Source organism: Falsiroseomonas sp. (assembly GCF_051860665.1).
Taxonomy (GTDB): domain Bacteria; phylum Pseudomonadota; class Alphaproteobacteria; order Acetobacterales; family Acetobacteraceae; genus Falsiroseomonas.
The window spans coordinates 33,359-57,044 of the sequence record NZ_JBHYDM010000010.1; the positions used below are offsets into that span (position 1 = coordinate 33,359).

At 70.5% G+C, this 23,686-nt stretch carries 25 protein-coding genes; 12 read left to right on the forward strand and 13 right to left on the reverse strand.

Going from position 1 to position 23,686, the window contains the following annotated elements; translation table 11 throughout:
- Position 1: 1 nt before the first annotated feature.
- The 12 genes from ACTIF1_RS12535 to ACTIF1_RS12590 are packed head-to-tail and all read right to left on the reverse strand — an operon-like array spanning position 2 to position 12,321.
- Positions 2-979 carry a hypothetical protein gene (locus ACTIF1_RS12535; protein WP_439596762.1) on the reverse strand — a complete coding sequence of 326 codons (978 nt, stop codon included), beginning with the start codon at positions 977-979 and terminating at the stop codon, positions 2-4.
- Complete coding sequence (locus ACTIF1_RS12540) at positions 976-2,145, reverse strand: amidase (protein ID WP_439596763.1); 1,170 nt, start codon at positions 2,143-2,145, stop codon at positions 976-978. Before ACTIF1_RS12540 ends, ACTIF1_RS12535 begins: the two co-directional genes overlap by 4 nt.
- On the reverse strand, positions 2,142-3,602 hold the full coding sequence (locus tag ACTIF1_RS12545; protein WP_439596764.1) for a 4-hydroxyphenylacetate 3-hydroxylase family protein: 1,461 nt from the start codon (positions 3,600-3,602) through the stop codon (positions 2,142-2,144). The genes ACTIF1_RS12540 and ACTIF1_RS12545 overlap by 4 nt, the downstream gene beginning before the upstream one ends.
- Positions 3,596-5,041 (reverse strand): NAD(P)-binding domain-containing protein, encoded by a 1,446-nt coding sequence (locus tag ACTIF1_RS12550; RefSeq protein ID WP_439596765.1) that lies wholly within the window; start codon positions 5,039-5,041, stop codon positions 3,596-3,598. Before ACTIF1_RS12550 ends, ACTIF1_RS12545 begins: the two co-directional genes overlap by 7 nt.
- Positions 5,042-5,043: 2 nt before the next feature.
- Positions 5,044-5,829, reverse strand: coding sequence for a substrate-binding periplasmic protein (locus ACTIF1_RS12555; RefSeq protein ID WP_439596766.1), 786 nt, complete (start codon positions 5,827-5,829; stop codon positions 5,044-5,046).
- On the reverse strand, positions 5,826-6,608 hold the full coding sequence (locus ACTIF1_RS12560; RefSeq protein WP_439596767.1) for an amino acid ABC transporter ATP-binding protein: 783 nt from the start codon (positions 6,606-6,608) through the stop codon (positions 5,826-5,828). Before ACTIF1_RS12560 ends, ACTIF1_RS12555 begins: the two co-directional genes overlap by 4 nt.
- On the reverse strand, positions 6,605-7,861 hold the full coding sequence (locus tag ACTIF1_RS12565; RefSeq protein ID WP_439596768.1) for an amidohydrolase family protein: 1,257 nt from the start codon (positions 7,859-7,861) through the stop codon (positions 6,605-6,607). The genes ACTIF1_RS12560 and ACTIF1_RS12565 overlap by 4 nt, the downstream gene beginning before the upstream one ends.
- Entirely contained in the window at positions 7,858-8,511 is a 654-nt protein-coding gene (locus tag ACTIF1_RS12570) for an amino acid ABC transporter permease (RefSeq protein WP_439596769.1), read from the reverse strand. Before ACTIF1_RS12570 ends, ACTIF1_RS12565 begins: the two co-directional genes overlap by 4 nt.
- Positions 8,512-8,514: 3 nt before the next feature.
- The gene (locus ACTIF1_RS12575; protein ID WP_439596770.1) at positions 8,515-9,381 is read right to left on the reverse strand and encodes a polysaccharide deacetylase; all 867 of its coding nucleotides are present in this window, start codon (positions 9,379-9,381) and stop codon (positions 8,515-8,517) included.
- Positions 9,381-10,400, reverse strand: coding sequence for an ABC transporter substrate-binding protein (locus ACTIF1_RS12580; protein WP_439596771.1), 1,020 nt, complete (start codon positions 10,398-10,400; stop codon positions 9,381-9,383). Before ACTIF1_RS12580 ends, ACTIF1_RS12575 begins: the two co-directional genes overlap by 1 nt.
- An 11-nt stretch (positions 10,401-10,411) precedes the next feature.
- Positions 10,412-10,888 (reverse strand): ureidoglycolate lyase, encoded by a 477-nt coding sequence (locus ACTIF1_RS12585; RefSeq protein ID WP_439596772.1) that lies wholly within the window; start codon positions 10,886-10,888, stop codon positions 10,412-10,414.
- Positions 10,885-12,321 carry an FAD/NAD(P)-binding protein gene (locus ACTIF1_RS12590; protein WP_439596773.1) on the reverse strand — a complete coding sequence of 479 codons (1,437 nt, stop codon included), beginning with the start codon at positions 12,319-12,321 and terminating at the stop codon, positions 10,885-10,887. The genes ACTIF1_RS12585 and ACTIF1_RS12590 overlap by 4 nt, the downstream gene beginning before the upstream one ends.
- Positions 12,322-12,731: 410 nt before the next feature.
- Between ACTIF1_RS12590 and ACTIF1_RS12595 the strand changes: the two genes are divergently transcribed.
- From ACTIF1_RS12595 to ACTIF1_RS12650, 12 genes are all read left to right on the forward strand, one after another.
- Entirely contained in the window at positions 12,732-13,271 is a 540-nt protein-coding gene (locus ACTIF1_RS12595; protein ID WP_439596774.1) for a sigma-70 family RNA polymerase sigma factor, read from the forward strand.
- Positions 13,268-13,960: an anti-sigma factor gene (locus ACTIF1_RS12600; protein ID WP_439596775.1), complete on the forward strand. Its 693-nt coding sequence runs from the start codon at positions 13,268-13,270 to the stop codon at positions 13,958-13,960. Before ACTIF1_RS12595 ends, ACTIF1_RS12600 begins: the two co-directional genes overlap by 4 nt.
- A gap of 103 nt (positions 13,961-14,063) precedes the next feature.
- The gene (locus ACTIF1_RS12605) at positions 14,064-14,936 is read left to right on the forward strand and encodes an imm11 family protein (RefSeq protein ID WP_439596776.1); all 873 of its coding nucleotides are present in this window, start codon (positions 14,064-14,066) and stop codon (positions 14,934-14,936) included.
- 100 nt (positions 14,937-15,036) lie between these two features.
- The gene (locus ACTIF1_RS12610) at positions 15,037-15,867 is read left to right on the forward strand and encodes a DUF4394 domain-containing protein (RefSeq protein WP_439596777.1); all 831 of its coding nucleotides are present in this window, start codon (positions 15,037-15,039) and stop codon (positions 15,865-15,867) included.
- A gap of 114 nt (positions 15,868-15,981) precedes the next feature.
- Entirely contained in the window at positions 15,982-16,908 is a 927-nt protein-coding gene (locus tag ACTIF1_RS12615; RefSeq protein ID WP_439596778.1) for a 2-dehydropantoate 2-reductase, read from the forward strand.
- Entirely contained in the window at positions 16,905-17,774 is an 870-nt protein-coding gene (locus ACTIF1_RS12620) for an aldose 1-epimerase family protein (RefSeq protein WP_439596779.1), read from the forward strand. The genes ACTIF1_RS12615 and ACTIF1_RS12620 overlap by 4 nt, the downstream gene beginning before the upstream one ends.
- A gap of 69 nt (positions 17,775-17,843) precedes the next feature.
- Positions 17,844-18,527, forward strand: coding sequence for a fumarylacetoacetate hydrolase family protein (locus ACTIF1_RS12625; RefSeq protein ID WP_439596780.1), 684 nt, complete (start codon positions 17,844-17,846; stop codon positions 18,525-18,527).
- Positions 18,528-18,564: 37 nt separating this feature from the next.
- The gene (locus tag ACTIF1_RS12630; RefSeq protein ID WP_439596781.1) at positions 18,565-18,984 is read left to right on the forward strand and encodes a hypothetical protein; all 420 of its coding nucleotides are present in this window, start codon (positions 18,565-18,567) and stop codon (positions 18,982-18,984) included.
- Positions 18,985-19,034: 50 nt separating this feature from the next.
- A complete protein-coding gene (locus tag ACTIF1_RS12635) occupies positions 19,035-19,853 on the forward strand; it encodes an exodeoxyribonuclease III (protein WP_439596782.1) in 819 nt (272 codons plus the stop codon).
- A gap of 1 nt (position 19,854) precedes the next feature.
- Positions 19,855-20,226, forward strand: a complete 372-nt coding sequence (locus ACTIF1_RS12640) for a DUF2946 family protein (RefSeq protein WP_439596783.1) — start codon at positions 19,855-19,857, stop codon at positions 20,224-20,226.
- Positions 20,227-20,264: 38 nt separating this feature from the next.
- Complete coding sequence (locus tag ACTIF1_RS12645) at positions 20,265-22,355, forward strand: TonB-dependent receptor family protein (protein WP_439596784.1); 2,091 nt, start codon at positions 20,265-20,267, stop codon at positions 22,353-22,355.
- A 56-nt stretch (positions 22,356-22,411) separates the two neighbouring features.
- Positions 22,412-23,215 carry a shikimate dehydrogenase family protein gene (locus ACTIF1_RS12650; RefSeq protein ID WP_439596785.1) on the forward strand — a complete coding sequence of 268 codons (804 nt, stop codon included), beginning with the start codon at positions 22,412-22,414 and terminating at the stop codon, positions 23,213-23,215.
- Here the strand turns inward: ACTIF1_RS12650 and ACTIF1_RS12655 are convergent.
- A complete protein-coding gene (locus tag ACTIF1_RS12655; RefSeq protein ID WP_439596786.1) occupies positions 23,204-23,674 on the reverse strand; it encodes a DoxX family protein in 471 nt (156 codons plus the stop codon). The two genes, ACTIF1_RS12650 and ACTIF1_RS12655, sit on opposite strands and share 12 nt — an antisense overlap.
- Between the last annotated feature and the right edge of the window lie 12 nt (positions 23,675-23,686).

The following is a 23,686-nucleotide window of genomic DNA, read 5'->3' on the forward strand; positions in this document are numbered from 1 at the left end:
CTCAGGTCTCCAGCAGGGAGGCGGGAAACAGGTCCTCCGGCGCCAGGTCGCGGGCCAGAAGACCCTCGGCGCGGAGGTAGCGGATCAGCGTGGCGAAGACCTCGCGATTGGCGGCGAAGCCGGTGGACCAGAAGGCGGGGCCGAGCAGGCGTTCCGTCTCCTCCAGCTGCTGGGCCAGGAAGGGCAGGCCGACGGCGAGCGTCGCACTGTCATGCAGCCGCAGCCGCGCGAGGCGCTGGGATTCCACGAAGGCATCGAACAGCGCGCGCGGCAGCCAGGGATTCTCGTCCACGATGTGGCGCTTCACCGCGATGAGGTGCATCGGCGGGAAGATTCTTGTGCGCGCGAAATAGTCGAGCTCGGCGGCCATCGGATCGGCGAAGAGGCGACCGACCTTGTCGGGCGCGCTGAAAAAACTGTCGGGAGCGCGGGCGGTGTAGAGGGCGTCGATCTCTCCGGATTCCAGCATCTCGGACAGGCTGCGATCGGTGACATGCTCGATGGCGACGCCCTCCGGGTATTTCTGGGGGTGATCCTCGCCAGCGCGCGGCTCGTTCAGCCCGGCATTGACGTAGATCGGCGACCGCCAGGGCAGGCCGTAGTGGTCCTCGAAAATGCCGCGCAGCCAGACGGCCGCGGCCATGTCCCAGACCATGGTGCCGATGCGCCGGCCGGCGAGATTCGCCGGCTTCGTCAGACCCTTCGCCTTGTTCACGAAGACGCAGGAGAAGCGGAAGTGGCGGGAGGGAAAGACAGGGATGCCGACGTAGTCCTGCTGTGGTCTGTCGAAATGCCGCAGCCAGGTAGCGATGGGGAATTCGCAGCAGTCGAACCTGTGCTGCATCATCTGCAGGTTGAACAGCGGCTGCAGCGGCATGACGGTGGTCTCCGCCGTCACGCCCGCGATCGGCACGCGGCCTTCGGCCAGGGCGCGGGCACGGTCGCAGTCGGAGACACCGATGGTGAGGTGGAGCGTCATGCGAGGCGCGCCCCCAGCGCCTCGGCGGCCGCCAGCAGCGCGGCATCCTGGTACGACCCGCCGATCAGCGACAGGCCGATGGGAATGCCATCCAGCGTGCCGGCGGGAATACTCACCTGCGGCAGGCGACACAGGCTGGCCACGCAGGTCAGCGCCAGCGTCCTGTCGCGGAATGCCATCTGCGCGGAGACGGGCGCATCGCGCAGCGGCGGCAGGTCGTGCGCTGTCGGGATGACAAGCACGCCGTCCCGCCCCAGCAGCGCATGCAGCCGCGCGGTCAGGCGTTCGCGTTCGCGCCAGGCGCTTGCGATGGCGTCCGGCGTGACGGTGGCCGCAAGCTCCAGCCGGTCCGCGACCGCGGGGCTGAGGCGCCGACCTGGCTCGCGCGCCCAGGTACCGTGGGTGGTCCAGAGTTCGCCGAGCTGCAGCGGCCGGAAGGTGTCGAGCCAATGGGCCGCGCCTTCCTCATAGAGCGTCACGCTTTGCGCTGCGCCCAATCCGCGCGCCGCATCGCGCAGCGCGGTGCCCAGGGTGGGCACGGGAATCTCGAAGGCATCCTCCGCGATCAGCAGGCGCGGCGCGATGGCGGGCGGGGGGCCGAAGAAGACCTCACCGATGCGGCGCAGCAGCGCGGCATCGCGGGCGAACCAGCCGACCGTGTCGATGCTCGGCGCCATCGGCATGACGCCCGCCACGGAAACGCGCCCATGCGTGGTGCGGATGCCGTAGAGGCCGCAGAAGCTGGACGGCACGCGGACGGAGCCGCCGGTATCCGTGCCGAAGGCGAAGTCGCACAGCCCGCCGGCGACGGCGGCGGCGGAGCCGGAGGAGGAACCGCCCGGCACGCGATCCGGCGCGCGGGGGTTGATCGGCGCGCCGTAATGCGGATTTTCGCCGAAGAGCCCGCTCGCAATCTCATCCGTATGCGTCTTGCCGATCAGTGTCGCGCCGGCGTCCAGCGCCGGCAGCAAGGCGGAGGCGGTGGTGAGCGAGACGGGCGCATCGCGCAGCCGATCTGGATTGCCCCAGCCGCTGCGCGTGCCCGCCACATCGAACAGGTCCTTCACCGCAAAAGTGAGTCCGGCGAGCGGGCCGGTGGCGGCGCCCGCGATGCGGATATCGCCATGTGCCACGAAGGCGCTGGCACGGATTTTCTCGGGCGTCATTCGGCGGCGGCCTTCTGCTTGCTGCGGTCCAAGGCGTAGCTGTTCATGAAACTCTCCACGCAGGCCGTCTCCCGCGCCCAATCATGAAAGCGGTAGCTGTTGCCGCGGGTCACGAAGGGCGCGCCGGAATAGAACATCTCGTATTGCAGATGACGCGAGCCGAATTCGGAGCCGATCGCGTCCCAGGCCAGCTTCATGAGCTTCACGCGCCCCTCGCTATCCGTGACGGGTGAGCGTTGCGCGGCGCGGATCAGCCCCTCGATCTCCCCACTATCGAAATCCGCGGCGGAAGACGGCACCATGATGACGCCGCCACCGGCCAGGCCACGGATCGCCTCGATGAATTCGGGATAGGTGGTCTGCGCGATGACCTGCGCGGTGACGAGCATCGGGCGGTTCGGCACGAAATAGCCGTGGAAGTTCTCGCCCGCCGCTTCCATGGCGACGACCAGCGCCTCGATGTTCTGCGACTTTGCCGCCAGCAGGCCGAGTGTCTCGCGGGTTTGCGGAAAGCCCAGAATGCCGTTCGTCTCCGCCACCTTGTGCGCCAGGCCGAGCAGAAAGCGCAGCTTCACCATCAGGCGGACGATGCATTGATAGTTCTGCATCACATGCGCCCGCGTCTCATGCCACTGCGCCTGGGCCATCCGCAGATCCTTGTGGACGAAGACGCGGTCCCAGGGGATCTTCACATCCTCGAAGACGACCACGGCATCGTTCTCGTCGAAGCGGGAGGAGAGCGGGTAGTCGAAGACGGAGGTGGCGGCGGCTTCATAGCTGCGGCGGGAATGCAGCTTCAGGCCGCGCGTCGCGATCGGCGTGACGGCGGTGAAGGCAAAGGCCTCGTCGCCCGGGGCGAGGGCGGCGAAGCCGGAGACCATCAGGTCATTCGCCATGATGCCGCTGGTCGCCAGCATCTTGGCGCCGCGGATGGTGATGCCGTGGCTGTCCTCATCCACCACGCTGGCGACCAGGCCGCCGCCCGGCTGATCCTTGGCGGATTTCGCCTTGTCCGCCTGCGGATTGACGATGACATAGGACAGGAAGCGATCCGCGTCCCGCGCCTCGCGGAAATAGTCCGCCAGCGCCGCGGCGCGCGGCGCCTCATAGGCGTGCAGCCCCATCATGAAGCCCACGAAGGTGGAGGCGACGTGGTCGGGCGAGCGGCCGATCATGCCGCAGCTCCGCTCCGCCCAGCGCTCCATGGCGCGGCGGCGCGTGACGAGCTCCGCATGGCTGCGCGGCAGCGACCAGGCGAGGTTCGTGCGCGCGCCGGTCTCGGTGACGAAGGTCATCTCGTCGGGGTGCAGCGCCTGGTAGTCGTAGAGCGACGCGGCGGAGGCGACGGCGCCGGCGAAGGCGGGGTCGGTGGTCACATCCTGCACGCGCTGGCCATCAATGAAGATGCAGCGATCGTCACGCAGGCTGCGCAGATGCGCGGCGCCGTCCTTCACCATACGCGTGCTCCATCCGAGGCGAGGGTCAGGTCCACCAATTCCCGCTCGTCATAGGCGAGCAGGGAGTCGTAATCCGCGCCCGCCTGTTCGATGAAGAGATCGCGGGCGATGCCGCGCACAATGCGCTCCACCGTCGGCCGCAGCGTCGAAATGCCGGCGGAGGAGGCGGTGGAGGGCATGGCGGCAAAGGAGGAGGAGCGCAGCCGCGCGAGCCAGGGCGCCGCGCCGGGGCTTCGGGCGGTGAAGGCGAAGCTGTCGCTGAGATAGGGATAGGCGCCGAGCGAGCGGTCTTCCGCAGCCGGCGCGAAGCGGTCGCGCCACAGCGCGATCTCGCTCGCGATGGAAGCAAGTTCGGGGCGCAGGGAAAGATCCACCACCAGGCCGGTGCCGACGATCAGGAAGTCGGCCTCCACCGTCGCGCGCGGCGTCTCCAGCCGAATGGCGTCACCCGTCATGCCGAGCGAGGTCAGCGGCGCGCCGAGATGCAGGAAGAAGCGATCATGCGCCGCACAGCGCGAGAACGTCTCCTGCGGGGGCGGCTGGTTCAGCGCGAAGAGCGTCTGCATGAACCGCCATTTTTCCGGATCCGGCAGATCCGCGAAGTGGTGCAGGAAGCCGAAGAACTCCATCCAGCGATTGGGGTTCACCGCGGGCAGCACCGGCCGGCGCGCCAGCAGGTCGACGCGCGCCGCACCGGCCTCCAGCGCCGTGGCCGCATTGTCGAAGGCCGAGGCGCCGGCGCCGAGAACCGCCACGCGGCGGCCGGACAGTCGGGCAAAATCGATGCTCTGCGCGGTGTGGGCGTAGTGCGTGGTGGGCAGCGCCTGCGCGATCATCGTTGGAACCTGCCAGGCGCCACAGCCATCCAGCCCGGTGGCCAGTACCACCTGCCGCGCCAGAAGGCGTTGCGCGCGGCCATCCGCGTGAACCGCCTGCACCGCCAGCAGCCTGTCGCCCTCCGGCCCGATGACCGTCACGCGCCAGCCATGCCGCAACGGCAGCGCCAGCACGCGCTGCAGCCAGGTGAGATAGGCCTGCCAATCCTGCCGCCCGATCTTGTGCAGCGCCGCCCAGGCCGCCTCGCCATGGCTTGCCTCATACCAGGCACGGATGGAGAGCGAAGGCAGGCCGAGCTCCGGCCCCGTCACATGCTTGGGCGTGCGCAGCGTGTGCATGCGGGCGAAGCGCGTCCAGACGCCGGCCTGGCCCTCGGGCTCCGCCTCCAGCACGGCGATGTTCTCGATGCGCGCGCGCTTCAGCGCGAAGGCGGTGGCCAGCCCGCATTGCCCGCCGCCGACCACCAGCACATCCAGCACCGGGCCCTCGGGATGGGTCACCGGCCGCACCCAGGGGCGCGCGGGATAGGCCAGCGTCTCCAGCTCCCAGGCCACACGGCGCTCGAGCCGCGTCAGCGCATCGGGTGGCGGCAGCGCGTCCATGCTCAGCCCGCCTGCCCGAACCACTTGGTGTCCAGCGAGGCCAGGAAGCCATCGGCCTGCATCGCCGCCAGGTGCCGGTTGATCTCCGCCATCAGCGCCGTGTCCTCCTTCCGCGTATTGATGCCGACATCGCGCGCATCCCAGACGGGAGAGACGCCGAGCCGCACGCGGCTGTTGCGCGCGATGTTCCAGCGCAGCACGGGCTGCGTGTTCACCACGCATTCCACGCGCCCCACCACCAGGTCCTGCAAGGCCAGCGGGAATTCGTTGTAGACCCGAATCTCCTTCACCGCGCCGGCGTGGTTGTCGCGCACATAGCGCTCGCCGGAAGTGCCGACCTGCACGCCGACGATGCGGCCCGCCAGATCCTCCGGCCGGTCGATGGCCAACCCCGGGCGGTAGCCCGCCGCGATGCCAGTCTTGTAGTAGGGGGTGGAGAAGGCGACGCGCTCGGCGCGCTCCGCCGTCCAGGTCATGGCCGTGATCAGCGTGTCGACGCGGCCGGAGGTCAGTGCGGCCAGCAGTCCCGCGAAGGCGATGACCTGCCACTGGATGCGCAGCCCCATGCGGCGGCCGAGCTCCTCGCCCAGATCGACGTCATAGCCGGTCAGGGTGCCAGCCTGCATGAACTCGAAGGGCGGAAAGGCGCCCCCATTGCCGACCTGCAGCACGCCGGCGGCGCGCGCCTTGGCGAGCGTATCCTCCGCCTGCGCCAGGGCGAGGGAGGGCGCGGCGAGCGCGGCGGCGAGCGTGGCGCGGCGGGTCAGCGACATGCGTGTGTCCTTCATGCGGGAATCGATTCGGGCCGGGTGACGCGACCGAGGAAGGCGCGGGTTCGGGCCTCGCGCGGGGCGCCGAGCACCGAAGCCGGCGGCCCCTGCTCCACCACCAGCCCGCCATCCATGAAGACGACGCGATCCGCGACATCGCGGGCAAAACCCATTTCGTGGGTGACGACGAGCATGGTCATGCCCTCCTCCGCCAGCTTGCGCATCGCGGCCAGCACTTCGCCGACCAGCTCGGGGTCGAGGGCGGAGGTCACCTCGTCGAAGAGCATCACCGCGGGCTGCATCGCCAAGGCGCGCGCGATGGCAACGCGCTGCTGCTGGCCGCCCGAGAGATCGGCCGGATAGGAGTCCGCCTTATGCGCCAGGCCGACGCGGGCGAGCAGGGCGCGCGCCTCGACTTCCACCGCCGCGCGCGGGCGACGCAGCACCTGGACCGGTGCTTCCATGACATTGCCGAGCGCCGTCATATGTGGAAACAGGTTGAAGGCCTGGAAGACGATGCCGATGCGGCGGCGGGCCAGCGTCATGGCGCGTTCCGGCACGCGCTGCCGGGCGCCGCCGCGTTCGGGGCCCCAGCCGATATGCTGGCCGTCCACGATCACCTCGCCGGAGTCGAAGGGCTCCAGCCCGTTGAGGCAGCCGAGCAGCGTGGATTTGCCGCTGCCGGAGGGGCCGATGACGCAGACCACCTCACCGGTTGCGACGGTGAGATCGACGCCGCGCAGCACCGGCGTGGCGCCGTAGGACTTGTGCAGGTTGGTGACGCGGATCGCGCTCATGGCAGCGCAGCCAAAGCGGGGGGAACCAGGGCGCCGTCGCGCATCAGGAAGGCGCCGTCCGCCATCACGTGCTTCAGGTCCCGTGGCCTGGCTGCCATCAGCAGGCGGGGCGCCAGCTCCTCCGGCTTCGCATCGGTGAAGGCGGCGGCGCGCAGGTCGAAGGCGAGCAGGTCCGCGCGCGCGCCGGGCACCAGCGCCGCGCCGCCGGTGGCCATGGCCAGCACCTGTGCGGGCGTTGGCCATTCGGCATCGGGCCGTCCCGCGCGCGGCAGCAGCAGCGCGAATTTCGCGGCTTCCAGCATGTCCTGCGTGTCGTTGCTGCCGGGGCCGTCGGAGCCGATCGCCACGCGCACGCCACGGGACAGCGCCCGGGCCACCGGCGCGATCCCGCTGCCGAGGCGGAGGTTCGCCAGCGGATTGTGCACCATCAGCGTGCCGGTTGCGGCCATGCGCTCCAGCTCCGCATCCGTCAGATGCACGCAATGGGCGAATTCTGCGCGGGGGCCTGTCAGGCCGAGCTTCTCCAGATGCGCCACCGGATCGGTGCCGAAGCGCGTGCGGCAGTCGGCGGCGTCCTTCACGGTTTCGCAGAGATGCAGATGCAGGAACGCGCCATGCTCCCGCGCCAAGGCGCCGAGACCCGCCAGCAACTCGTCCGTGCAGCGCTGCGGGGCGGAGGGGCCGAGGCCGATCTCGGCGCCCTTCGGCGGCGCCTTCACCAGCGCCTCCGCCACCGCCAGGGCCTGCGCCGTGCTCGGCGGGGTGAAGCTGGCGCTGGGCGAGGGCAGGTCGCGCAGCATCATGGCGATGCGGCCGCGAATGCCGCCCTCGGCCCAGGCGGCGGCGGCGATGGCCACCGACTCCACATTGGGCGGGATCTGACGGAAATGGTCGGTGACCTGCACGGCGCCACCACGGATCGCCTCCGCCGCGGAGACCAGGATGGCCTGGCGGATGCGCGCCTCCGGCAGCGCGTCCTGGCCATCGGCATATTCGGCGGCGAGCCATTCATCGAGGCGCGCCATCGGCGCGCGGCCGCGCGCGAGCGCCTCCGGCGAATGGGTATGGGCATTGATGAAGGCGGGCAGCAGCAGCATGGGCCGCGCGTCGATGACCTCGGCATCTGTGACGTCGAGCGCCGCGCCGATGGCGGCGATGCGGCCCTCCGCCACCAGCACGTCGACGCCCGCACGCGGCGCCCAATCGGTTCCACCCGCCAAAAGGGTGGCGCCACGGAACAGCAGGGGCCTCATGCCACCCTCCAGCGCGATTCCAGCCGTGCCACCAGCCAGACCATGGGCAACGTCATCGCCAGGTACATCAGCGCGACGCCGGCGAAGGGGCTGAAGGTATTCGCCTGCCAGGTCATGATGTCCGTGCCGGCGCGCAACAGGTCCGGGATGGCGATGACGGAAACGAGCGCGGTGTTCTTCAGCAGCGTGATCGCCTCATTGCCGATCGGCGGCAGCACGCGGCGCAGCGCCTGCGGCAGGATGATGCGTCGCATCGCAAGCGGCCAACCCATGCCGAGGGAACGCGCCGCGCGCAGCTGGCCGCGGTCGATGGACTGGATGCCGGCGCGGACGATCTCGGTCACATAGGCGCCGTTGGTCAGCGACAGCGCCAGGATGGCCACAACCTTCGCCTCCAGCAGCAGGCCGAGCGAGGGCAGGCCGTAGTAGAGGAACAGCAGCGTCACCAGCAGCGGCACGCCACGCAGCAGCGTCACGTAGAACACCGCCGGCACGTTCAGCGCCGCGATGCCGGAGACGCGGGCGAGCCCGCCGAACAGGCCGATCACCAGCCCGATCAGGATGGAGACGAAGGCGAGCTGCGCCGTGGTCGCCGCGCCGGCCGCGAGCGTCGGCAGGGAGTCGACAAAGAGGTCCCATTCGAAATCCATGCGTCAAAGCACCTTTCGCGCATGGGCGGCGATCTCGCCCGGCCGGCACAGCCAGATGCGCGAGCGCGCCGCGGCGATATGCGCCAGCACACGGCGCAGACGCAGCAGCCGGAAGGGATGGCCGACGAGGAAGGGGTGCAGCGACAGGTTGAAGACCAGCGGCCATTTTTCCGAAAGGCGCAGCTGTTCCTCGAACTGGTCGATCAGGATATCCGCCCAGACGGAGGGCGGCCATTTCGCCGCATGCAGCGCGGGGATGTCGTTGGTCGGGCGGGAATAGGGAATGGTCACCAGCGGGCCGGCGCGGGTGGCGAGCAGGGTCGGCTGGTCGTCATGCGTCCAGTCCATGCAGTAGTCGAAGCCGGCTTCCGCCAGCAGGTCGGGCGTGACGTGGGTTTCCGCCACCCAGGGGCCCATCCAGCCGCGCGGCGCGGCGCCTTCCTCCCGCGCGATGCGGTCGCGGCAGGCCAGGATCGTCGCGCGCTCCGCGGCCTCGTCCATGTCGGACTGGCGCTCGGCATTGGTGCGTCCATGTCCCACGAATTCGTCGCCGCGTGCGCGAAAGGCCTGCGCGACCTCCGGGCACAGGTCGTAGATGGCGGTGTTGAGCAGGGCCGCCGCCGGTATCGCGTGCTCATCCAGCGCGTCCAGAAGATTCCAGACGCCGACACGGTTGCCCCAATCCCGGAATCCGTAGTTCTGCACATCAGGTTCGGGCAGGGGGTTCACCAGCGGCAGGCCCATGCCCTCGGCGAAGGGAAAGGCCTCCAGGTTCACCGCCACATGCACGGCCAGCCGCGTGCTATTCGGCCAGTCCCAGGCCGGGCGCCGCGCGATGGCGGAGAAGGCGTAGCGGCCGTGATGGCGCATCAGGCGCGCATCGCCGGCAGCATGCGCTCCGCCGCCGGGGGCAGGTAGTCCATGCGCATGAAGCTCTCGGCGGAGGGCGGATTGGCGACTGCGAAGGCCTCCGCCATGGCGGCGACCATGGCGCTGGCGCGCGCCGGGTCGACATGGCCGATGCCCTGCGCGGCGGCTGTGGGGGTCAGCACCGCCTCCCGCATGATGAAGCGCATGCGCTCCGTCTCCAGCGGGATATCGGCCAGGGGTTCGCGCGCCTGCACGGCGGCGATGGCGGCGGCGGGGTCTGTCAGCGCGTCCTTCAGCCCGGCGAGGGTGGCGCGCACGAAGCCGCGCACCATCTCCGGCTCCCGCGCCGCCATCTCGGCCGGCAGCAGCAGCGCGTTGCCGAAGACATCCACGCCGAAATCGTTGAAGCGGAACATGCGGATATCGGCCTCCTTCGCGCCCAGGGCGCGCAGGTTGAAGAAGGCGCCGGAGACGAAGGCGGTGATGGCATCGGCCTCGCCGCGGAACAGCATCGGCTCGCGCAGCGGCGGCGCCACGGTGATCCAGGTGACCGCGTCGGCGGCCAGGCCATTGGCCCGCGCGAAGACCGGGAACAGCACGCGGCCGCTGTCGCCGACCGGCGCGGCGATGCGCTTGCCGCGCAGATCCGCCGGCCGCGCGATCCCGCGTCCCGCCAGGGTGATGACACCGGCCAGCGTGCGGTCGAAATACTGGAAGACATTGACCATGGCGCGGCCGGGATTGTCGGCATTGTGCTTCACCACCGCGCCCGGATCGCCGAAGCCGATTTCCGCCGCGCCGGCCGCCAGCTTGGTGACGACATCGCCGGAGCCGAAGCCGCGCTGGATGGTGACGTTCAGCCCCTCCTTCGCGAAATGGCCACGCTCGGCAGCCAGGAACCAGGCGGCGTGGTAGCCCTGCGGCGTCCAGTCCAGCATCAGTCGCAGGGCGCGCGGCTGGGCGATGGCGGGCGCGGCCAGAAGCGCGCCGGCGGTGGCGATGAGGCTGCGGCGAAGCATCGGCATTCTCCTCAGGCGGCGATGGCGAGGGCGACGCCGAATTGCGCGTCGATCCGCACCGTGTCGTGGTCGGTCTCGTTGGTGTCGGAGAGTTCCAGGTTGAAGAAGGCCTGGCTGTCGGCGACGAAGAAGGGGCCGGCGTGCCAGGTGCCACGATGCAGGGCGAGCGCGGTGCCGCCGGGGATGCGGAAGCAGGCGATGGCATCCGCCGTCAGCGGCGCATCGGCGCGCGCCAGGCCGATGAACCAGTCCGCACCATCGGCGGAGGCCAGGCATTGCGTGACGCGCAGGTGCCGCGTGATGCCGCGGATCAGCAGCGGGCGGTGTGGCAGGCGCATGATGTAGAAGCGGGGCCGGCCCTGGCTGAGGTCCAGGCTGGCATCCTGCGGGCCGAAGGGCGTGCCGTCCTCGCCCGGCAGCACCAGCGTGCCGAAGGGGGCGATGCTGTCCGGCGTGGCGGCCAGGGGGGTAACGGGAATGGTCCTCATGCGGCGGCGCTTTCGGGCAGGGTGAAGGGGGCCAGCTCGGCATGGTCGCCGGACAGGAAATGCGCCCAGTCGGCCTCCTGCTGATCCAGGAACAGGCGGCGCTTCACCCCTTCGACCAGCCGCGGCAGGGCGTATTTCATGCCGCTGACACTGGCCGCGATCGGGCCGAGGCTGAGCGAGGCGGCGCCGGTGATGCTGAAGACCCGCTCCACCCAGGGCGCCGCACCTGGCACGCGCTGCTGGAAGCCGCCCATGCGGTCCAGATAGGGCTGCCGGCCCAGCCGCGGCTCCGCGACCGCGGGCGCAAAGCGGTCGCGCCACAGCGCGATTTCGGGCAGCAGCGCCGCATATTCGGGGCAGAGCGAGAGGTCGGAGAGGAAGCCGGTGGCGATCACCAGCCGGTCGAAGACCTGCCGGCGCCCATTGCCCTCGACCAAAATCTCGCTGCCGGTCCAACGCACGGTCTCCCAGGGCATGCCGGTGGCGAGCCGAAAGCCGGGCAAGGCGAGGGCGGCGTCGAAGGTGGGCTGCGGCGGCGGCTGGCCGATGCGGCGCAGGCGCAGGGCGTAGTCCCACTTCACCGCATCCGGCAGGTCCACGTAATGCGCCAGGAAGCCGGCATTCTCCATCCAGCGGCGTGGGTTGTCGCGCGGCAGTTCGGGGCGGCGGATGCAGATGGTGGCGGTGGCGGCGCCGGCCTGCAGCGCGGTGATGGCGATGTCGAAGGCGGTGGCGCCGGCGCCGAGCACGCCGACGCGCTCGCCCTGGAAGCAGCCGGGGTCGATCAGGTCGTTCGCATGCAGCACGCGGCCCGCGGGAAGGGCCTGCGCGATCTCGGGCGGAATCGCATGGCCGCCGCTGCCGCCGGAGCCGGTGGCCATCACCACGCTGCGGGCATGGTGCAGCACGGGGCCGGCCGGCGTTTCGAAGCGCAGTTGCAGCAGCAGGCCGTCCGCGGTCGGCTCCATCGCCACCAGTCGAGACTGGTTCTGGACGGGCAGGTCCATCACCCGGCGGAACCAGCGCAGATAGTCCATCCAGGCGGTGCGCGGCACGCGGTACATCGCCGCCCAGCCCGCCTTGCCGTGCTGCGCTTCCCACCAGGCGCGAAAACTGGCGGCGGGCAGGCCGCCATCGGGGCCGGTCAGGTCCTTCGGCGTGCGCAGCATGGCCATGCGCGCGAAGCTGACCCAGGGGCCCTCGCGGCCGGGTGGGGAGGCATCGAAGACGGCGATGCGCGTCACCCTCTCCCGCCGCAGGGCCGCGGCGGTGGCCAGGCCGTACATGCCGCCGCCGATGATGGCGCAGTCCAGCGCCTCCGCCCCATCCGGCGCCGGCAGCGGGGCGACCCAGGGCGCGGCGGGATAGGCGAGCAGGGCCAGCTGATGCGCCAGCTGGCGCTCCAGCTCGGCCAGGGAAGTGGGTTCGGTCACGCGGAACTCCGCCGATGCGGGAGGATCGGGAACAGGGCGCGGCAATCCGTCCGCGCGTCCCGCAGCGGGACGCGACGGCCCTGGATCAGCCGGCTGGTCGCCACCGTCCGCGGGCGCGCGCCAGGCCATGCGAACGCGGCGGCCGGCCGGGGCGCCCAGGGGAGCGCCCTGCGCGTCCGGCGGCGGCATTTCGGCAAGGCGGCCAGCGGGTCATGGCTCCGGCCACGCAAGGCGCGTGCCAGCCCATGGGGCCCTGTGGCCGGTCCTGCGGGGCTGGGTCTGGCGCGGCTTTCATCAGTCCGTTCCGCCTCTGCCCGCCTTCCAAGCAGGGCCCGCGGGCGGCACGGCTCCGTGAGAGCGTCCCATGCTGGGTTGCCCGCGCCGCGGCGGCGTGGTCATCCTGCCGCCCGATGGACGCCGCCGCTGACCTCGCCCCGCTGCTATCCGCCGTCGCCGGGGGCGATCGCCAGGCGCTGCGCGCGGTCTATGAGCGGCAATCGACGCGTCTGTTCGGCGTGGCCAATGCCATCCTGCGCGACCGCGACGCCGCCGCCGATGCGCTGCAGGACGCCTTCTTGCGGATTGCCCATCGCGCGCATCAGTTCGATGCGGCGCGGGGGGCGCCGGAGGCTTGGCTGGCGGCGATCGTGCGCTATGCCGCGCTCGACCTGGCCCGCGCGCGCGGGCGCGAAATCCCGAGCGACGATCCGGCGCTGGGCGACCTGCCGGTGGAGCCGGAGGCGCTGGAGCGGGTGTCCGCCAAGGCCGAGGGTCGCCGGCTGCGCCAGTGCCTGGCGACGCTGGAGGAACGCAACCGGCGGGGGATCGTGCTCGCCTTCGTGCATGGGCTGAGCCATGCGCAGGTCGCGGCGAAGCTGGAACTGCCGCTCGGCACGGTGAAGGCCTGGATCCGCCGCGGCTTGCTGCGCCTGCGGGAGTGCCTGGCATGATCCCGCCGGGCATGACTCCCGAGGAGCGCGAGGCGCTGGCCGCCGAATATGTGCTCGGCACGCTGGAGGCGCGGGAGGCTGCGGCCGTGGCCGCCGCGCTGGAACACGATGCCGCGCTTGCCGAGGCGGTGGCGGCCTGGGAGGCGCGGCTCGCGCCGCTCACCGCCCTCGCCCCGCCCGAGGCGCCGCCGCCCGGCTTGTGGGACCGCATCGCGGCGGCGCTCGATCCTGCGCCCGTCGCGAAGCGCGGCTGGCTGGCGGGGCTGCTAGACCCCTGGCGGATGGGGGCCATCGGCGGCACCGCGCTGGCCGCGGGCCTCGCTGCCTTCATCCTGCTGCGGCCGGAGCCCGAGCCGCGGATGATGACGGTGCTGCTGAGCGAGCGTGACCAGCCGGCCTGGCTGGTGGAGGCCGATGGTGGCGGGCTGCGCCTCGCGTCCCTGAACCCGCGCCCGGCGCCTGAGGGTCGCGCGCTGCAATTGTGGGCGCTGCCGCAGGGCGCGACGGCGCCGACCTCGCTCGGCCTGATCCCGGCCGAGGGGCGCATCAGCGTGGCACCCAGCACCATCCGGCCGAGCCCGGGCATGCTGATCGAGATCACGGTGGAGCCGCCGGGTGGTTCGCCGACCGGGCGGCCGACCGGGCCCATCCTGTTCATCGGCCGCCTGGCGCCTGCCGCCGGCACTTAGCGCGACCTGCGTCGGCGCGGTTGCCGCCTGTGCTGGTCGTGGTGGACGCTGCGTCCCGGTTGAGGTTCGATCACGGGCACGCTGGCATGCCTGCGGAGGGCCGATGACCGAAACGCCGACCTGGATAGACCCCAGCATCGCGTATCTCGCGAGCCGGGCAGCGGCTGATGCACGCTATGCCGGCACGGCGATGCGGCGCTATTCAGAGATGCGCGTCACCCTGCGCTCGACCTGCATTCGCGGCGACAAGCCGGTGCTGACCTATCCCGCCCGCGGCAACCCGGCACATCCGCCGCTGAGTGGGGACAACGGAGAGGCCGGATGGGGCGGCGGCCGTGGCTGGGACAGGCTCCGCACGCCCGAGGCCATGGCCTCCCCCATCCGCCTCCAATCCCGCGCGCGCCAGGCGGAGCAGATCGGCGATATCGTCAAGTCCGAATTTCTCGGGAACATGATCATCGTCTCCAAAAAGGCGGCGGCGCTGATGCGGGAATTCGAGCCGGATGGCGTGGATACCTTTCCCATCGAAATCACGCTTGCGACGGGCGAGCTGGTGCCGGAAGGCCGCTTCCACTTGTTCGAGGCCACGCGCGACATCCCGGCGGTGGATCTCGAGGCCAGTGGCTGGCGCTGGATGCTCAACATGAAGGGCAGGCCCATCCTGACCTGGCCCAGTCCGACAGATCCGGATGAGCCGGACGTGCCGATGTACATCCTGCGCGACGAGGTGCTGCCTGACAGCGTGCATCTGTTCCGTGATCGCCGCTTTCACGGCGGCGGCCCGATCTGGGTTTCGAATGCATTGAGGGAGGCGATGGTCGCGCAGGGCATCACGAACCCTAGCTTCTCCTGGGGCGATCGCATCTGGCACACCATGGCGCTGGAACCGCAGCGCAGACGGAGGAAAGGGGCGAATACAATCCGGGTAGTGGGATGCTCGCCGCCCGCCGGCCGCGCAGGCGACACGGCGGGCTGACCCACAAAATTTTCTCCACACGCTGCATCCAGCCGCATCCGCCCTCCGTAACGCCAGCAGCAAGGCCGCCAAGGCCTGCCCTGGATATGGAGAGACGCCGATGCCGAAGACCCTTCGCACCGCCCTGGCCGCCGCCGTGATCGCCGCCGCGCCGCTGGCCGCCCCCCTTGGGGCCCAGGCCGCCACGCTCATCGCGCTGACCGCCGACAACCGGCTGATCCGCATCGACAGCGAGACCCGCCGGGCCGAGGCGCCGGTGCGCGTGACCGGCGCCGAGGGCCGGCTGCTCGGCATCGACCAGCGGCCGCAGGATGGCGCGCTGTATGGGGTGACGGATGCCGGCCAGATCGTCCGCATCGATCCGGCGAATGGCCGCGCCACCCAGGTCTCCCGCCTGAACATGGCCTTCGAGAGCGGCGGCCGCGCCGTGGTGGACTTCAACCCGGTCGCCAACCGCCTGCGCCTGATGGGCATGAGCGGGGTGAATTTCCGGGTGAATGTGGACACCGGCGAGGTCGTCCGCGATGGCCAGCAGAAGTACATGGACGGCTCGCCGCAGGCCGGCACCGCGCCGCGCATCACCGCCGGCGCCTATACCAACAGCGTGGCCCCGCCGGCCGGCGCCCCCGCCGCCGGCCAGCCCGGCGCGCCGAGCACCGCGCTCTATACGATCGACACGCTGCTCGGCACCTACAACCTGCAGGCGCCGCCGAATGATGGCGTGCAGCAGGTGAAGGGCATGCTGGGCATGAGCCTGCCGGTGGCCCTGGGCTTCGACGTGCTGGCGGATGGCCGGGGCGGCAATACCGGCTTCGTCCTGGCTGGCGGCACGCTGCATGGCATCGACCTGGAGAATGGCCGCCTAACCGCCCAGGGCATGGTCGCCGGACTGCCCGATGTCGAGGTCATCGACCTCGCCGCGATGCGTTGAGCCCATTCCCCGGAAATAGATGAGGGGTCCGGGGAGAATACCTTCTCCCCGGCCTTCCTCTGGACAGCGGTGTCTTTGTCAGGATTGTTCCCCCGCAAATCGGGGGATCGCAGGATGCGAATGCTGGTTCTGGGCGCCGGTGCGCTCGGCGGCTATTTTGGTGGGCGCGCCTTGGAGCGCGGCCTGGACGTCACCTTCCTGGTGCGGCCCGGCCGCGCCGCGGTGCTGGCGCGCGACGGGCTGCGGGTGCGCAGCGTCTTCGGCGATATCGACCGCCCGGTGGCCACGACCGGGACGGCCGGGCCCGGCTTCGATGTCGTGCTGCTGTCCTGCAAGGCCTATGACCTGGACAGCGCCATTTCGGCGATCCGCCCGGCGGTGGAGGCCGGCGCCAGCGTGCTGCCGATCCTCAATGGCCTGTCGCATGTCGAGACCCTGAACGCCGCCTTCGGCGCCGAACGCGTCTGGGGCGGATTGGCAAGATGCGCGGCGACGCTGACGGCCGATGGCGTGGTGCAGCATCTCGGCGACTGGCACTGGCTGACTTTTGGCGAGCAGGACGGCCGGATGGATGGCCGCGCCGCCGCCTTGGCCGCAGCACTCGGCCAGGCGCCGGGGCTGGTGGCGGAGGCGGTGCCCGATATCCAGCGGCGGATGTGGGAGAAGCTGGTGCATCTCGGCACCGTCGCGGCCGCCAGCCTGCTGATGCGCGCCAGCGTGGGTGAGATCGTGCGCGCCGGTGGCACGGATTTTCTCCTCGGCCTGCTGGCGCGCAATGCGGCGATCGCCGCCGCCCAGGGCCATCCGATGACGCCGGCCTTCATGGCCAACTACCAAAAGCTGTTTTCCGACCCCGCCAGCGGCTACACCGCCTCCATGCTGCGGGACCTGGAGGCGGGCGGGCGGACCGAGGCGGACCATATCCTGGGCTTCCTCTGCGCCGCGGCGCGCCAGGCCGGCCTGCCGGCTGAGGAGCAGGAATTGGCCCATCTGCATGCGCGTGCCTATGACCAGCGGCGTGAAGCGGGGCGGTTGCCATGACGGATCTCGTCACCCTCGCCTCCGGCCAGCTCAGCATCGCGGTGAAGCCGCAGGGGGCCGAGCTCGCCAGTCTGCAGGATGCGGCCGGTCGTGAATTTCTGTGGCAGGCCGGGCCGGAATGGCCGCGGCATGCCCCGGTGCTGTTTCCCTTCGTCGGCCGGCTGCGCGAGGACACGCTGCGCATCGGGCACGAGGTCTATCCCATGGGCCAGCACGGCTTCGCCCGTGACAGCCGCTTCGAGCTGGTGGAGCAGACGGCGGAAAGCTGCCGCTTCCTGCTGGCGGACAGCGCCGCGACCCGCGCTGTCTATCCCTTCGGCTTCCGGCTGGAGGTGGGCTACGCCCTGCATGGTGCCTCGCTTACCGTCACCACCACCGTGCACAATCCGGGGGAGGGCACGCTGCCCTTCGCGGTCGGCGCGCATCCCGCCTTCCGCTGGCCGCTGCCCGGCGCCGGCGGCAAGGCCGCGCACCGGATCGAATTCGAGCAGGAGGAGGCCGGGCCGGTCTGGCGGCTGGATGAGAACGGGCTGATCGACCCGACGCCGCAGCCGCTGCCCGTGCATGGTCGCAACCTCGGCCTGCGGGAGGAGCTGTTTCGTCCGTCTGCCATGATCCTTCTGCAGCCCGCGAGCCGCCGTCTGCGCTATGCCGCGCCCGGCGCGCCGGCGCTGGAGATCACCTGGCAGGGTTTTTCGGAACTCGGCCTGTGGATGAAGCCGGGTGCGGAGTTCCTCTGCATCGAGCCCTGGGCGGGCTACGCCGACCCGGCGCAGTTCTGGGGCGATATCTGGGCCAAGCCGGGCATGCAGATGCTGGGGGCCGGCGAAAGCCGCAGCTTCATGTGGCGGGTGACGGTCGGCTAGGCCGGGCTCTTGCCAGCCGCCGGGGCGGGGCTATGGTCCCGCGCATCGCGTTCCCAAGGAAGCATCCGCATGGCCGACTACGTGATTCCGCCGCCCGCCCAGGCCTTCATCCCGGTGAAGGGCGGCGGGTCCTTCCCCGTCCGCCGCATCTTCTGCGTCGGCCGCAACTATGCCGAGCACGCGATCGAGATGGGCAGCGACCCGACCCGCGAGCCGCCCTTCTACTTCACCAAGCCGGCCGATGCCGTGGTGATCAACGACGCGGACATGCCCTATCCCCCCGCCAGCAAGTCCCTGCACCATGAGATGGAGCTGGTGGTCGCCATCGGCACGGGCGGCAAGGACATCAGCCAGGCCGATGCGCTGAAGCATGTCTGGGGCTATTGCTGCGGCCTGGATATGACGCGCCGCGACCTGCAGAACGAGGCGAAGAAGACCGGCCGCCCCTGGGACATGGGCAAGGGTTTTGATCACTCCGCCCCCATGGGCCTGCTGATTCCGGCCGGCGATTTCGACCCCTCCAAGGGCAAGATCGAGCTGAAGGTGAACGGCAAGGTCACGCAGACCTCCGACCTGTCCAAGCTGATCTGGTCGGTGCCGGAGGTGATCGCGAACCTTTCCGGCCTGGTGAAGCTGGAGCCGGGCGACCTGATCATGACCGGCACGCCGGAAGGCGTGGCCGCCGTGGTGAAGGGCGACCTGCTGGAAGGCATGGTCGAGGGCGTCGGCACGGTCACCGTCAAGATCGTCTAAGACCTTGGCAGCGCCAGCGGGTTGGATCTTTCAGGCGGTGCCCGAGCAGTATGACCTGCGAAAGGCGCTTGCGGACCTTGAGGAAGATGTCTGGCTGGCGCGCCAGCGCGCTGATGATATTGCGCCAGGCCAGAAGGTCTTTTTCTGGCTCGCGCGGAAAGGTGGGGGGCTGATCGCGACGGGACAGGTTTTGTCGCTCGCCGAAGATCAGCCAGCACCGTCTTGGCAACTTCCGTACTGGACTGCGGCAGCGATGCCGGCAGCAGGGCTTGTGGAGCCAAGGGTTCGGGTGAGGTATCAGTCGAAGTTCGCCACCAGCCCGCTCACGCGCGATTTCCTGAAGCTGGACCCTGTTTTGGCTAAGCAGCGACCTATTGGGCCGGTTCACGTCGGGACTAATTTTGGTCTCAGTGCCTCTGCGCTTTCCGCGATTGAAGCTCGGTTGGCAGGTCGTTGATGCGTTCCGCTCCAACTCACCCCGTCTAACCAGACTGCGATTCCGGCCGCATGACCCTCCGCATCGTCACCTGGAACATCAATTCCGTCCGGCTGCGCCTGCCGCTGCTGGCCGATCTCGTCGCGGCGCTGCGCCCCGACGTGATCTGCCTGCAGGAGACCAAGTGCCCCGACGAGCATTTCCCGCATGAGGGCGTGGCCGCGCTGGGCTTCGAACACCGCGCGGTGCGCGGCATGAAGGGCTACAACGGCGTCGCGATCCTTTCGAAACTGCCCTTCACGCGGCGCGACGGCGTGGACCCCGACTGGTGTGCCAAGGGCGACTGCCGCCACATCGCGGTGGAACTCGACGCCCCCGGCGGCCCGGTGGAGCTGCACGACTTCTACATCCCGGCCGGTGGCGACATTCCCGACCGGGCGCTGAACCCGAAATTCGCCCACAAGCTGGATTTCGTGGCGGAGGCCACCGCCTGGTCCGCCGCGCGCGCCGCCGCCGGCGGTTTTCGGCGGGCCGTGCTGGTCGGCGACCTGAACATCGCCCCGCTGGAACACGATGTCTGGTCGCACAAGCAGCTTCTGAAGATCGTCTCCCACACGCCGGTGGAGACCGAGGCGCTGACCGCGATGATGAAGGCGGGCGCCTGGCACGACGCGCTGCGCCACTTCGTGCCTGCGGAGCAGAAGCTCTATACGTGGTGGTCCTATCGCGCGGCGGATTGGCGTGCGGCGGACCGGGGACGCAGGCTGGACCATGTCTGGGTCTCGCCCGACCTCGCGGGAAGCCTGCGCGGCATGAGCGTGCTGAAGGATGCGCGCGGCTGGACCCAGGCCTCGGACCATGTGCCGGTGCTGGTGGAGATCGCGGCCTGAGATGATCCGCCGGCCGGTCCTGCTGGCGCTGCTGCTGGTACTGCTGGCGCAGACCGGCCTGGCGCCGGCGCTGTGCCTCTGGCGGAAATCCGCCCATGCGGGCGGCCTGGTGACCGAGCTCTGCACCATGGACGGCACGCGCCGCGTGGTGATCGGGCCGGATGGCCATGTGCTGCCGGACCGGCCGGCACATGCCGATTTCTGCCCGGTCTGCCACGGCCTGCCGCAGGTGCTGCTGCCGGAGCCGCCGCTACTGCCGCGCCCGAGCTGGGTGCTCGCGCCCGCGCAGCACGCCGGCCCCGCCGCCGCGCCGCTGCGCCCGCCGATCCGCGGCCCACCCCTGGGAGCCCAGGCCCCACCCGCCCTCGTCTGAGACGCCCCGCTTCCGCACTCAGACAAGGATTCTGCTAGATGACCAAGATCACGCGCGCCCGGCTGGCCGGCGCCGCCCTGATGCTGCCTGGGCTTGCCCTGGCCCAAACGCCCAACCCGACCACCCTGCCCGACCTGCTGGTCACCGCCCCGCGCGTGCCGCCGGCGGCTGCGGTGCCGGACAACGCCGCCGCCGCCGAGGCCGTGCGGCGGGTGCCGGGCAATGTCTCCGTCGTGCCGGCCGAGAGTTTCCTCGACCGCCCCGGCACCACCACGCTGCAGGATATGCTGGATCTGACGCCCGGCGTCTTCGCCCGGCCGAAATGGGGCGAGGATTCCCGGCTCTCCATCCGCGGCTCCGGCCTCTCCCGCAACTTCCACCTGCGCGGCGTGCGGTTGACGCTGGATGGCGTGCCGCTGAATCAGGCCGATGGCAGCGGTGATTTCCAGGAGCTGGATTCGCAGACGCTGCAACGCCTGGAAGTCTTTCGCGGCGCCCAGGGTTTTGCCCAGGGCTCCAATACGCTCGGCGGCGCCATCAACGCCGTGTCGCAGACCGGGCGCAGCAATCCCGGCGGCACGGTGCGCGCCGAGGCGGGCAGCGACGGTTTTGCGCGTGGCCTGCTGACCTATGGCGTGGAGAGCGGCGCGGCGGATGCCTTCCTCGCCTATTCCACCCTGACCCAGGAAGGTTTCCGGGATCACAGCGCCGGCCGCAGCCAGCGGATCTCCGGCAATGTCGGCTATCGCTGGTCGGAGCAGGCGGAGACGCGCTTCTACCTCAGCTACAACAACATCTGGCAGCAGATCCCGGGCTCGGTCACCCGCGAGCAGGCGCTGCGCAATCCGCGCGGCGCGGCCTCGGCCAATCTGCTGCAGGACTACCAGCGCAATATCGAAAGCCTGCGCATCGGCAGCCGCACCGCCTATCGCCCGATGGAGGGCGTGCTGCTGGAAGCCGGCCTCGGAGCGGTGCGGCGGGAGCTGGACCACCCGATCTTCCAGTATATCGACCAGCGCAACGACGATGTTTCCGCCTTCGGCCGCGCCACGCTGGACGGCCGCATCGCGGGGCTGGAGCATCGGCTGGTGGTCGGCGCCAATGCCGCGATCGGCGTGACGGACAGCAACCGCTACGTGAACAATGGCGGCCGGGCGGGGGCGATGACTGCCTCCTCCACCGACCGGGCGCGCACCAATGACGTCTATGCCGAAAGCACGCTGCGGGTGCTGCCGACGGTCGCCGTCATCACCGGGCTGCAGGCGGGCGAGGCCTATCGCGCCAGCCGCGACCGCTTTCTCAGCGAGGCGGTGACGGCGGCCGATCCGAAGGCGGATGACAGCGGCAGCGGCCGCTGGCAGTGGGTCAATCCGCGCTTCGGCCTGGTCTGGGATGCGACGCCGCAGGCCCAAATCTTCGCCAACCTGTCCTGGAGCACGGAGCCGCCGACGCTCTCGGACCTGACGCCGCTGGTGCCGACCGCCGGCTTCTCCGGCCTCGATGCGCAGCGCGCGACCACGGCGGAGATCGGCACGCGCGGGCGGATCGGCGAGGTGGGCTTCGAGGTGGCGCTGTACCGCGCCTGGATCCGCGACGAGATCCAGCTGCTGCAGGGCCCCACCGCCGGCTCCTCCCTCGCGCAGAATGTGGACCGTACGATCCATCAGGGCATCGAGGCAGGGCTGGACTGGACCGCGCGGCGCAATGCCCTGGCCACGGGGGACAGCGTGACGCTGCGCGCCGCCTATACCTTCAGCGACTTCCGCTTCGACGGCGACCGCACCTATGGCGACAACGAGCTGCCGGGCGCGCCGCGGCACCTGCTGCATGCGGAGGTCCGCTACGCGCATCCCGCCGGCGGCTGGATCGCGCCGAATGTCGATTGGGTGCCGAGCGGCTTCTACGCCGACAATGCCAATACCACCCGCACCGACAGCTACGCGCTGCTCGGCCTGCGGGCGGGCTGGGATTTCGGCAATGGCATCACCGCCTTCGTCGCCGGCCGCAACCTGACCGATGTGCGGTATATCTCCTCGGCCAGCGTGGCGACGAGTGCGACGGCGAATTCCGCGCTCTTCGAGCCGGGCTTCGGCCGCTCCCTCTATGGCGGGCTGCAACTGCGCTTCTGAGGCGCGATGGTCAGGCGCGGCGCGCTGTGGTGAGCTTCGGGCGGGGAGAAAAATCCATGCTCGAAGCGCTCAGCGGCGCCACGCGGCTTTTCGTCATCCTGGGCGACCCGATCGCCCAGGTGCAATCGCCCGGCAGCCTGACCCGCGCCTTCCTCGCGCGCGGGCGCAATGCGGTGCTGGTGCCGATGCAGGTGGCGGCGGCCGGGCTGGATGAGGTGATGCGCGGCCTGTCGCGCGTCGGCAACCTGGACGGCATCGTGGCAACGGTGCCTCACAAATTCGCGGCCTTCGCCCATTGCGCCACGACGACAGACCGCGCGGGCTTCCTGCGCTCGGTCAATGTGATGCGGCGCAATGCCGATGGCCGCTGGCATGGCGATATGACGGATGGCGCGGCCTTCATCGGCGGGTTGCGCCAGGCCGGCTTCGCGCCCGAAGGCCGGCGCGCGCTGCTGGTGGGCGCGGGTGGTGCCGGCACGGCCATGGCGCTGGCGCTGGTGGAGGCCGGGGTGGCGTCCTTGGCCATTCATGATGCCGATGCGGCGCGGCGTGACGGGCTGTTGGCGCGGCTGCAAGGGCGCGGCGCGGCGCTGGCGGCGGGCCACGACGATCCCGCGGGCCAGGACCTGGTCGCGAATGCCACGCCATCCGGCATGCGGCCCGGCGATGCGCTGCCGGTCCGGGTGGACCGCCTATCGGCCCAGACCTTCGTGGCCGATGTGGTGACCAGCCCGGAGGTGACGCCGCTGCTCGCCGCGGCGCGGGCGCTGGGCTGCCGCACCCAGACCGGCCTCGGCATGTATGCGGCGGGGCGGGAGATGATGGTGGACTTCCTGCTGGGTGCCTCCTCAGGCGCGTGAGCGGCGTGGCCAGGCGATGACCTCCGCCGCGCGCAGCGACCACCAGATGGCCAGGGGCTGCAGCGGCAGGCGCGCCCAGTAATACCAGCCGGCGGCGGGCAGCCCCTCCACCGCCAGACCCTGCAGCGCATTGCGGATATTGGCCGGGAAGACACAGACGAAATAGACCGCCAGCAGGATGCCGGCGGCCCGGCGCAGGCGCGGCACCAGCAGGCCGATGGCGCCGGCGACCTCGCAGAGGCCGGTGAGCATGATCACCGCCCCGGGCCAGGGGACCAGGCCCTCGATCATCGGCAGGTAGCGGCCGGGCATGGCAAGGTGGTCGATGCCGAAGAAGACCAGAGCAGCCGCCAGCCCCCAGCGCATCCGCGCCGGCCAGGTGCCGAGGCCGGGCGCGCCCAGACGGTCGGCGAGGGCGGCGGCGAGGGTGGCGAGGCCGAGAAGGGCGAAGAACAGCATCTCTGGGGGCGA

Bases quoted from the DNA above. Each gene is read 5' to 3' on its own strand.
- ACTIF1_RS12535 (WP_439596762.1), bottom strand. From the start codon at position 979: ATGACGCTCCACCTCACCATCGGTGTCTCCGACTGCGACCGTGCCCGC.
- ACTIF1_RS12540 (WP_439596763.1), bottom strand. From the start codon at position 2,145: ATGACGCCCGAGAAAATCCGTGCCAGCGCCTTCGTGGCACATGGCGAT.
- ACTIF1_RS12545 (WP_439596764.1), bottom strand. From the start codon at position 3,602: ATGGTGAAGGACGGCGCCGCGCATCTGCGCAGCCTGCGTGACGATCGC.
- ACTIF1_RS12550 (WP_439596765.1), bottom strand. From the start codon at position 5,041: ATGGACGCGCTGCCGCCACCCGATGCGCTGACGCGGCTCGAGCGCCGT.
- ACTIF1_RS12555 (WP_439596766.1), bottom strand. From the start codon at position 5,829: ATGAAGGACACACGCATGTCGCTGACCCGCCGCGCCACGCTCGCCGCC.
- ACTIF1_RS12560 (WP_439596767.1), bottom strand. From the start codon at position 6,608: ATGAGCGCGATCCGCGTCACCAACCTGCACAAGTCCTACGGCGCCACG.
- ACTIF1_RS12565 (WP_439596768.1), bottom strand. From the start codon at position 7,861: ATGAGGCCCCTGCTGTTCCGTGGCGCCACCCTTTTGGCGGGTGGAACC.
- ACTIF1_RS12570 (WP_439596769.1), bottom strand. From the start codon at position 8,511: ATGGATTTCGAATGGGACCTCTTTGTCGACTCCCTGCCGACGCTCGCG.
- ACTIF1_RS12575 (WP_439596770.1), bottom strand. From the start codon at position 9,381: ATGCGCCATCACGGCCGCTACGCCTTCTCCGCCATCGCGCGGCGCCCG.
- ACTIF1_RS12580 (WP_439596771.1), bottom strand. From the start codon at position 10,400: ATGCTTCGCCGCAGCCTCATCGCCACCGCCGGCGCGCTTCTGGCCGCG.
- ACTIF1_RS12585 (WP_439596772.1), bottom strand. From the start codon at position 10,888: ATGAGGACCATTCCCGTTACCCCCCTGGCCGCCACGCCGGACAGCATC.
- ACTIF1_RS12595 (WP_439596774.1), top strand. From the start codon at position 12,732: ATGGACGCCGCCGCTGACCTCGCCCCGCTGCTATCCGCCGTCGCCGGG.
- ACTIF1_RS12600 (WP_439596775.1), top strand. From the start codon at position 13,268: ATGATCCCGCCGGGCATGACTCCCGAGGAGCGCGAGGCGCTGGCCGCC.
- ACTIF1_RS12605 (WP_439596776.1), top strand. From the start codon at position 14,064: ATGACCGAAACGCCGACCTGGATAGACCCCAGCATCGCGTATCTCGCG.
- ACTIF1_RS12610 (WP_439596777.1), top strand. From the start codon at position 15,037: ATGCCGAAGACCCTTCGCACCGCCCTGGCCGCCGCCGTGATCGCCGCC.
- ACTIF1_RS12615 (WP_439596778.1), top strand. From the start codon at position 15,982: ATGCGAATGCTGGTTCTGGGCGCCGGTGCGCTCGGCGGCTATTTTGGT.
- ACTIF1_RS12620 (WP_439596779.1), top strand. From the start codon at position 16,905: ATGACGGATCTCGTCACCCTCGCCTCCGGCCAGCTCAGCATCGCGGTG.
- ACTIF1_RS12625 (WP_439596780.1), top strand. From the start codon at position 17,844: ATGGCCGACTACGTGATTCCGCCGCCCGCCCAGGCCTTCATCCCGGTG.
- ACTIF1_RS12635 (WP_439596782.1), top strand. From the start codon at position 19,035: ATGACCCTCCGCATCGTCACCTGGAACATCAATTCCGTCCGGCTGCGC.
- ACTIF1_RS12640 (WP_439596783.1), top strand. From the start codon at position 19,855: ATGATCCGCCGGCCGGTCCTGCTGGCGCTGCTGCTGGTACTGCTGGCG.
- ACTIF1_RS12645 (WP_439596784.1), top strand. From the start codon at position 20,265: ATGACCAAGATCACGCGCGCCCGGCTGGCCGGCGCCGCCCTGATGCTG.
- ACTIF1_RS12650 (WP_439596785.1), top strand. From the start codon at position 22,412: ATGCTCGAAGCGCTCAGCGGCGCCACGCGGCTTTTCGTCATCCTGGGC.
- ACTIF1_RS12655 (WP_439596786.1), bottom strand. From the start codon at position 23,674: ATGCTGTTCTTCGCCCTTCTCGGCCTCGCCACCCTCGCCGCCGCCCTC.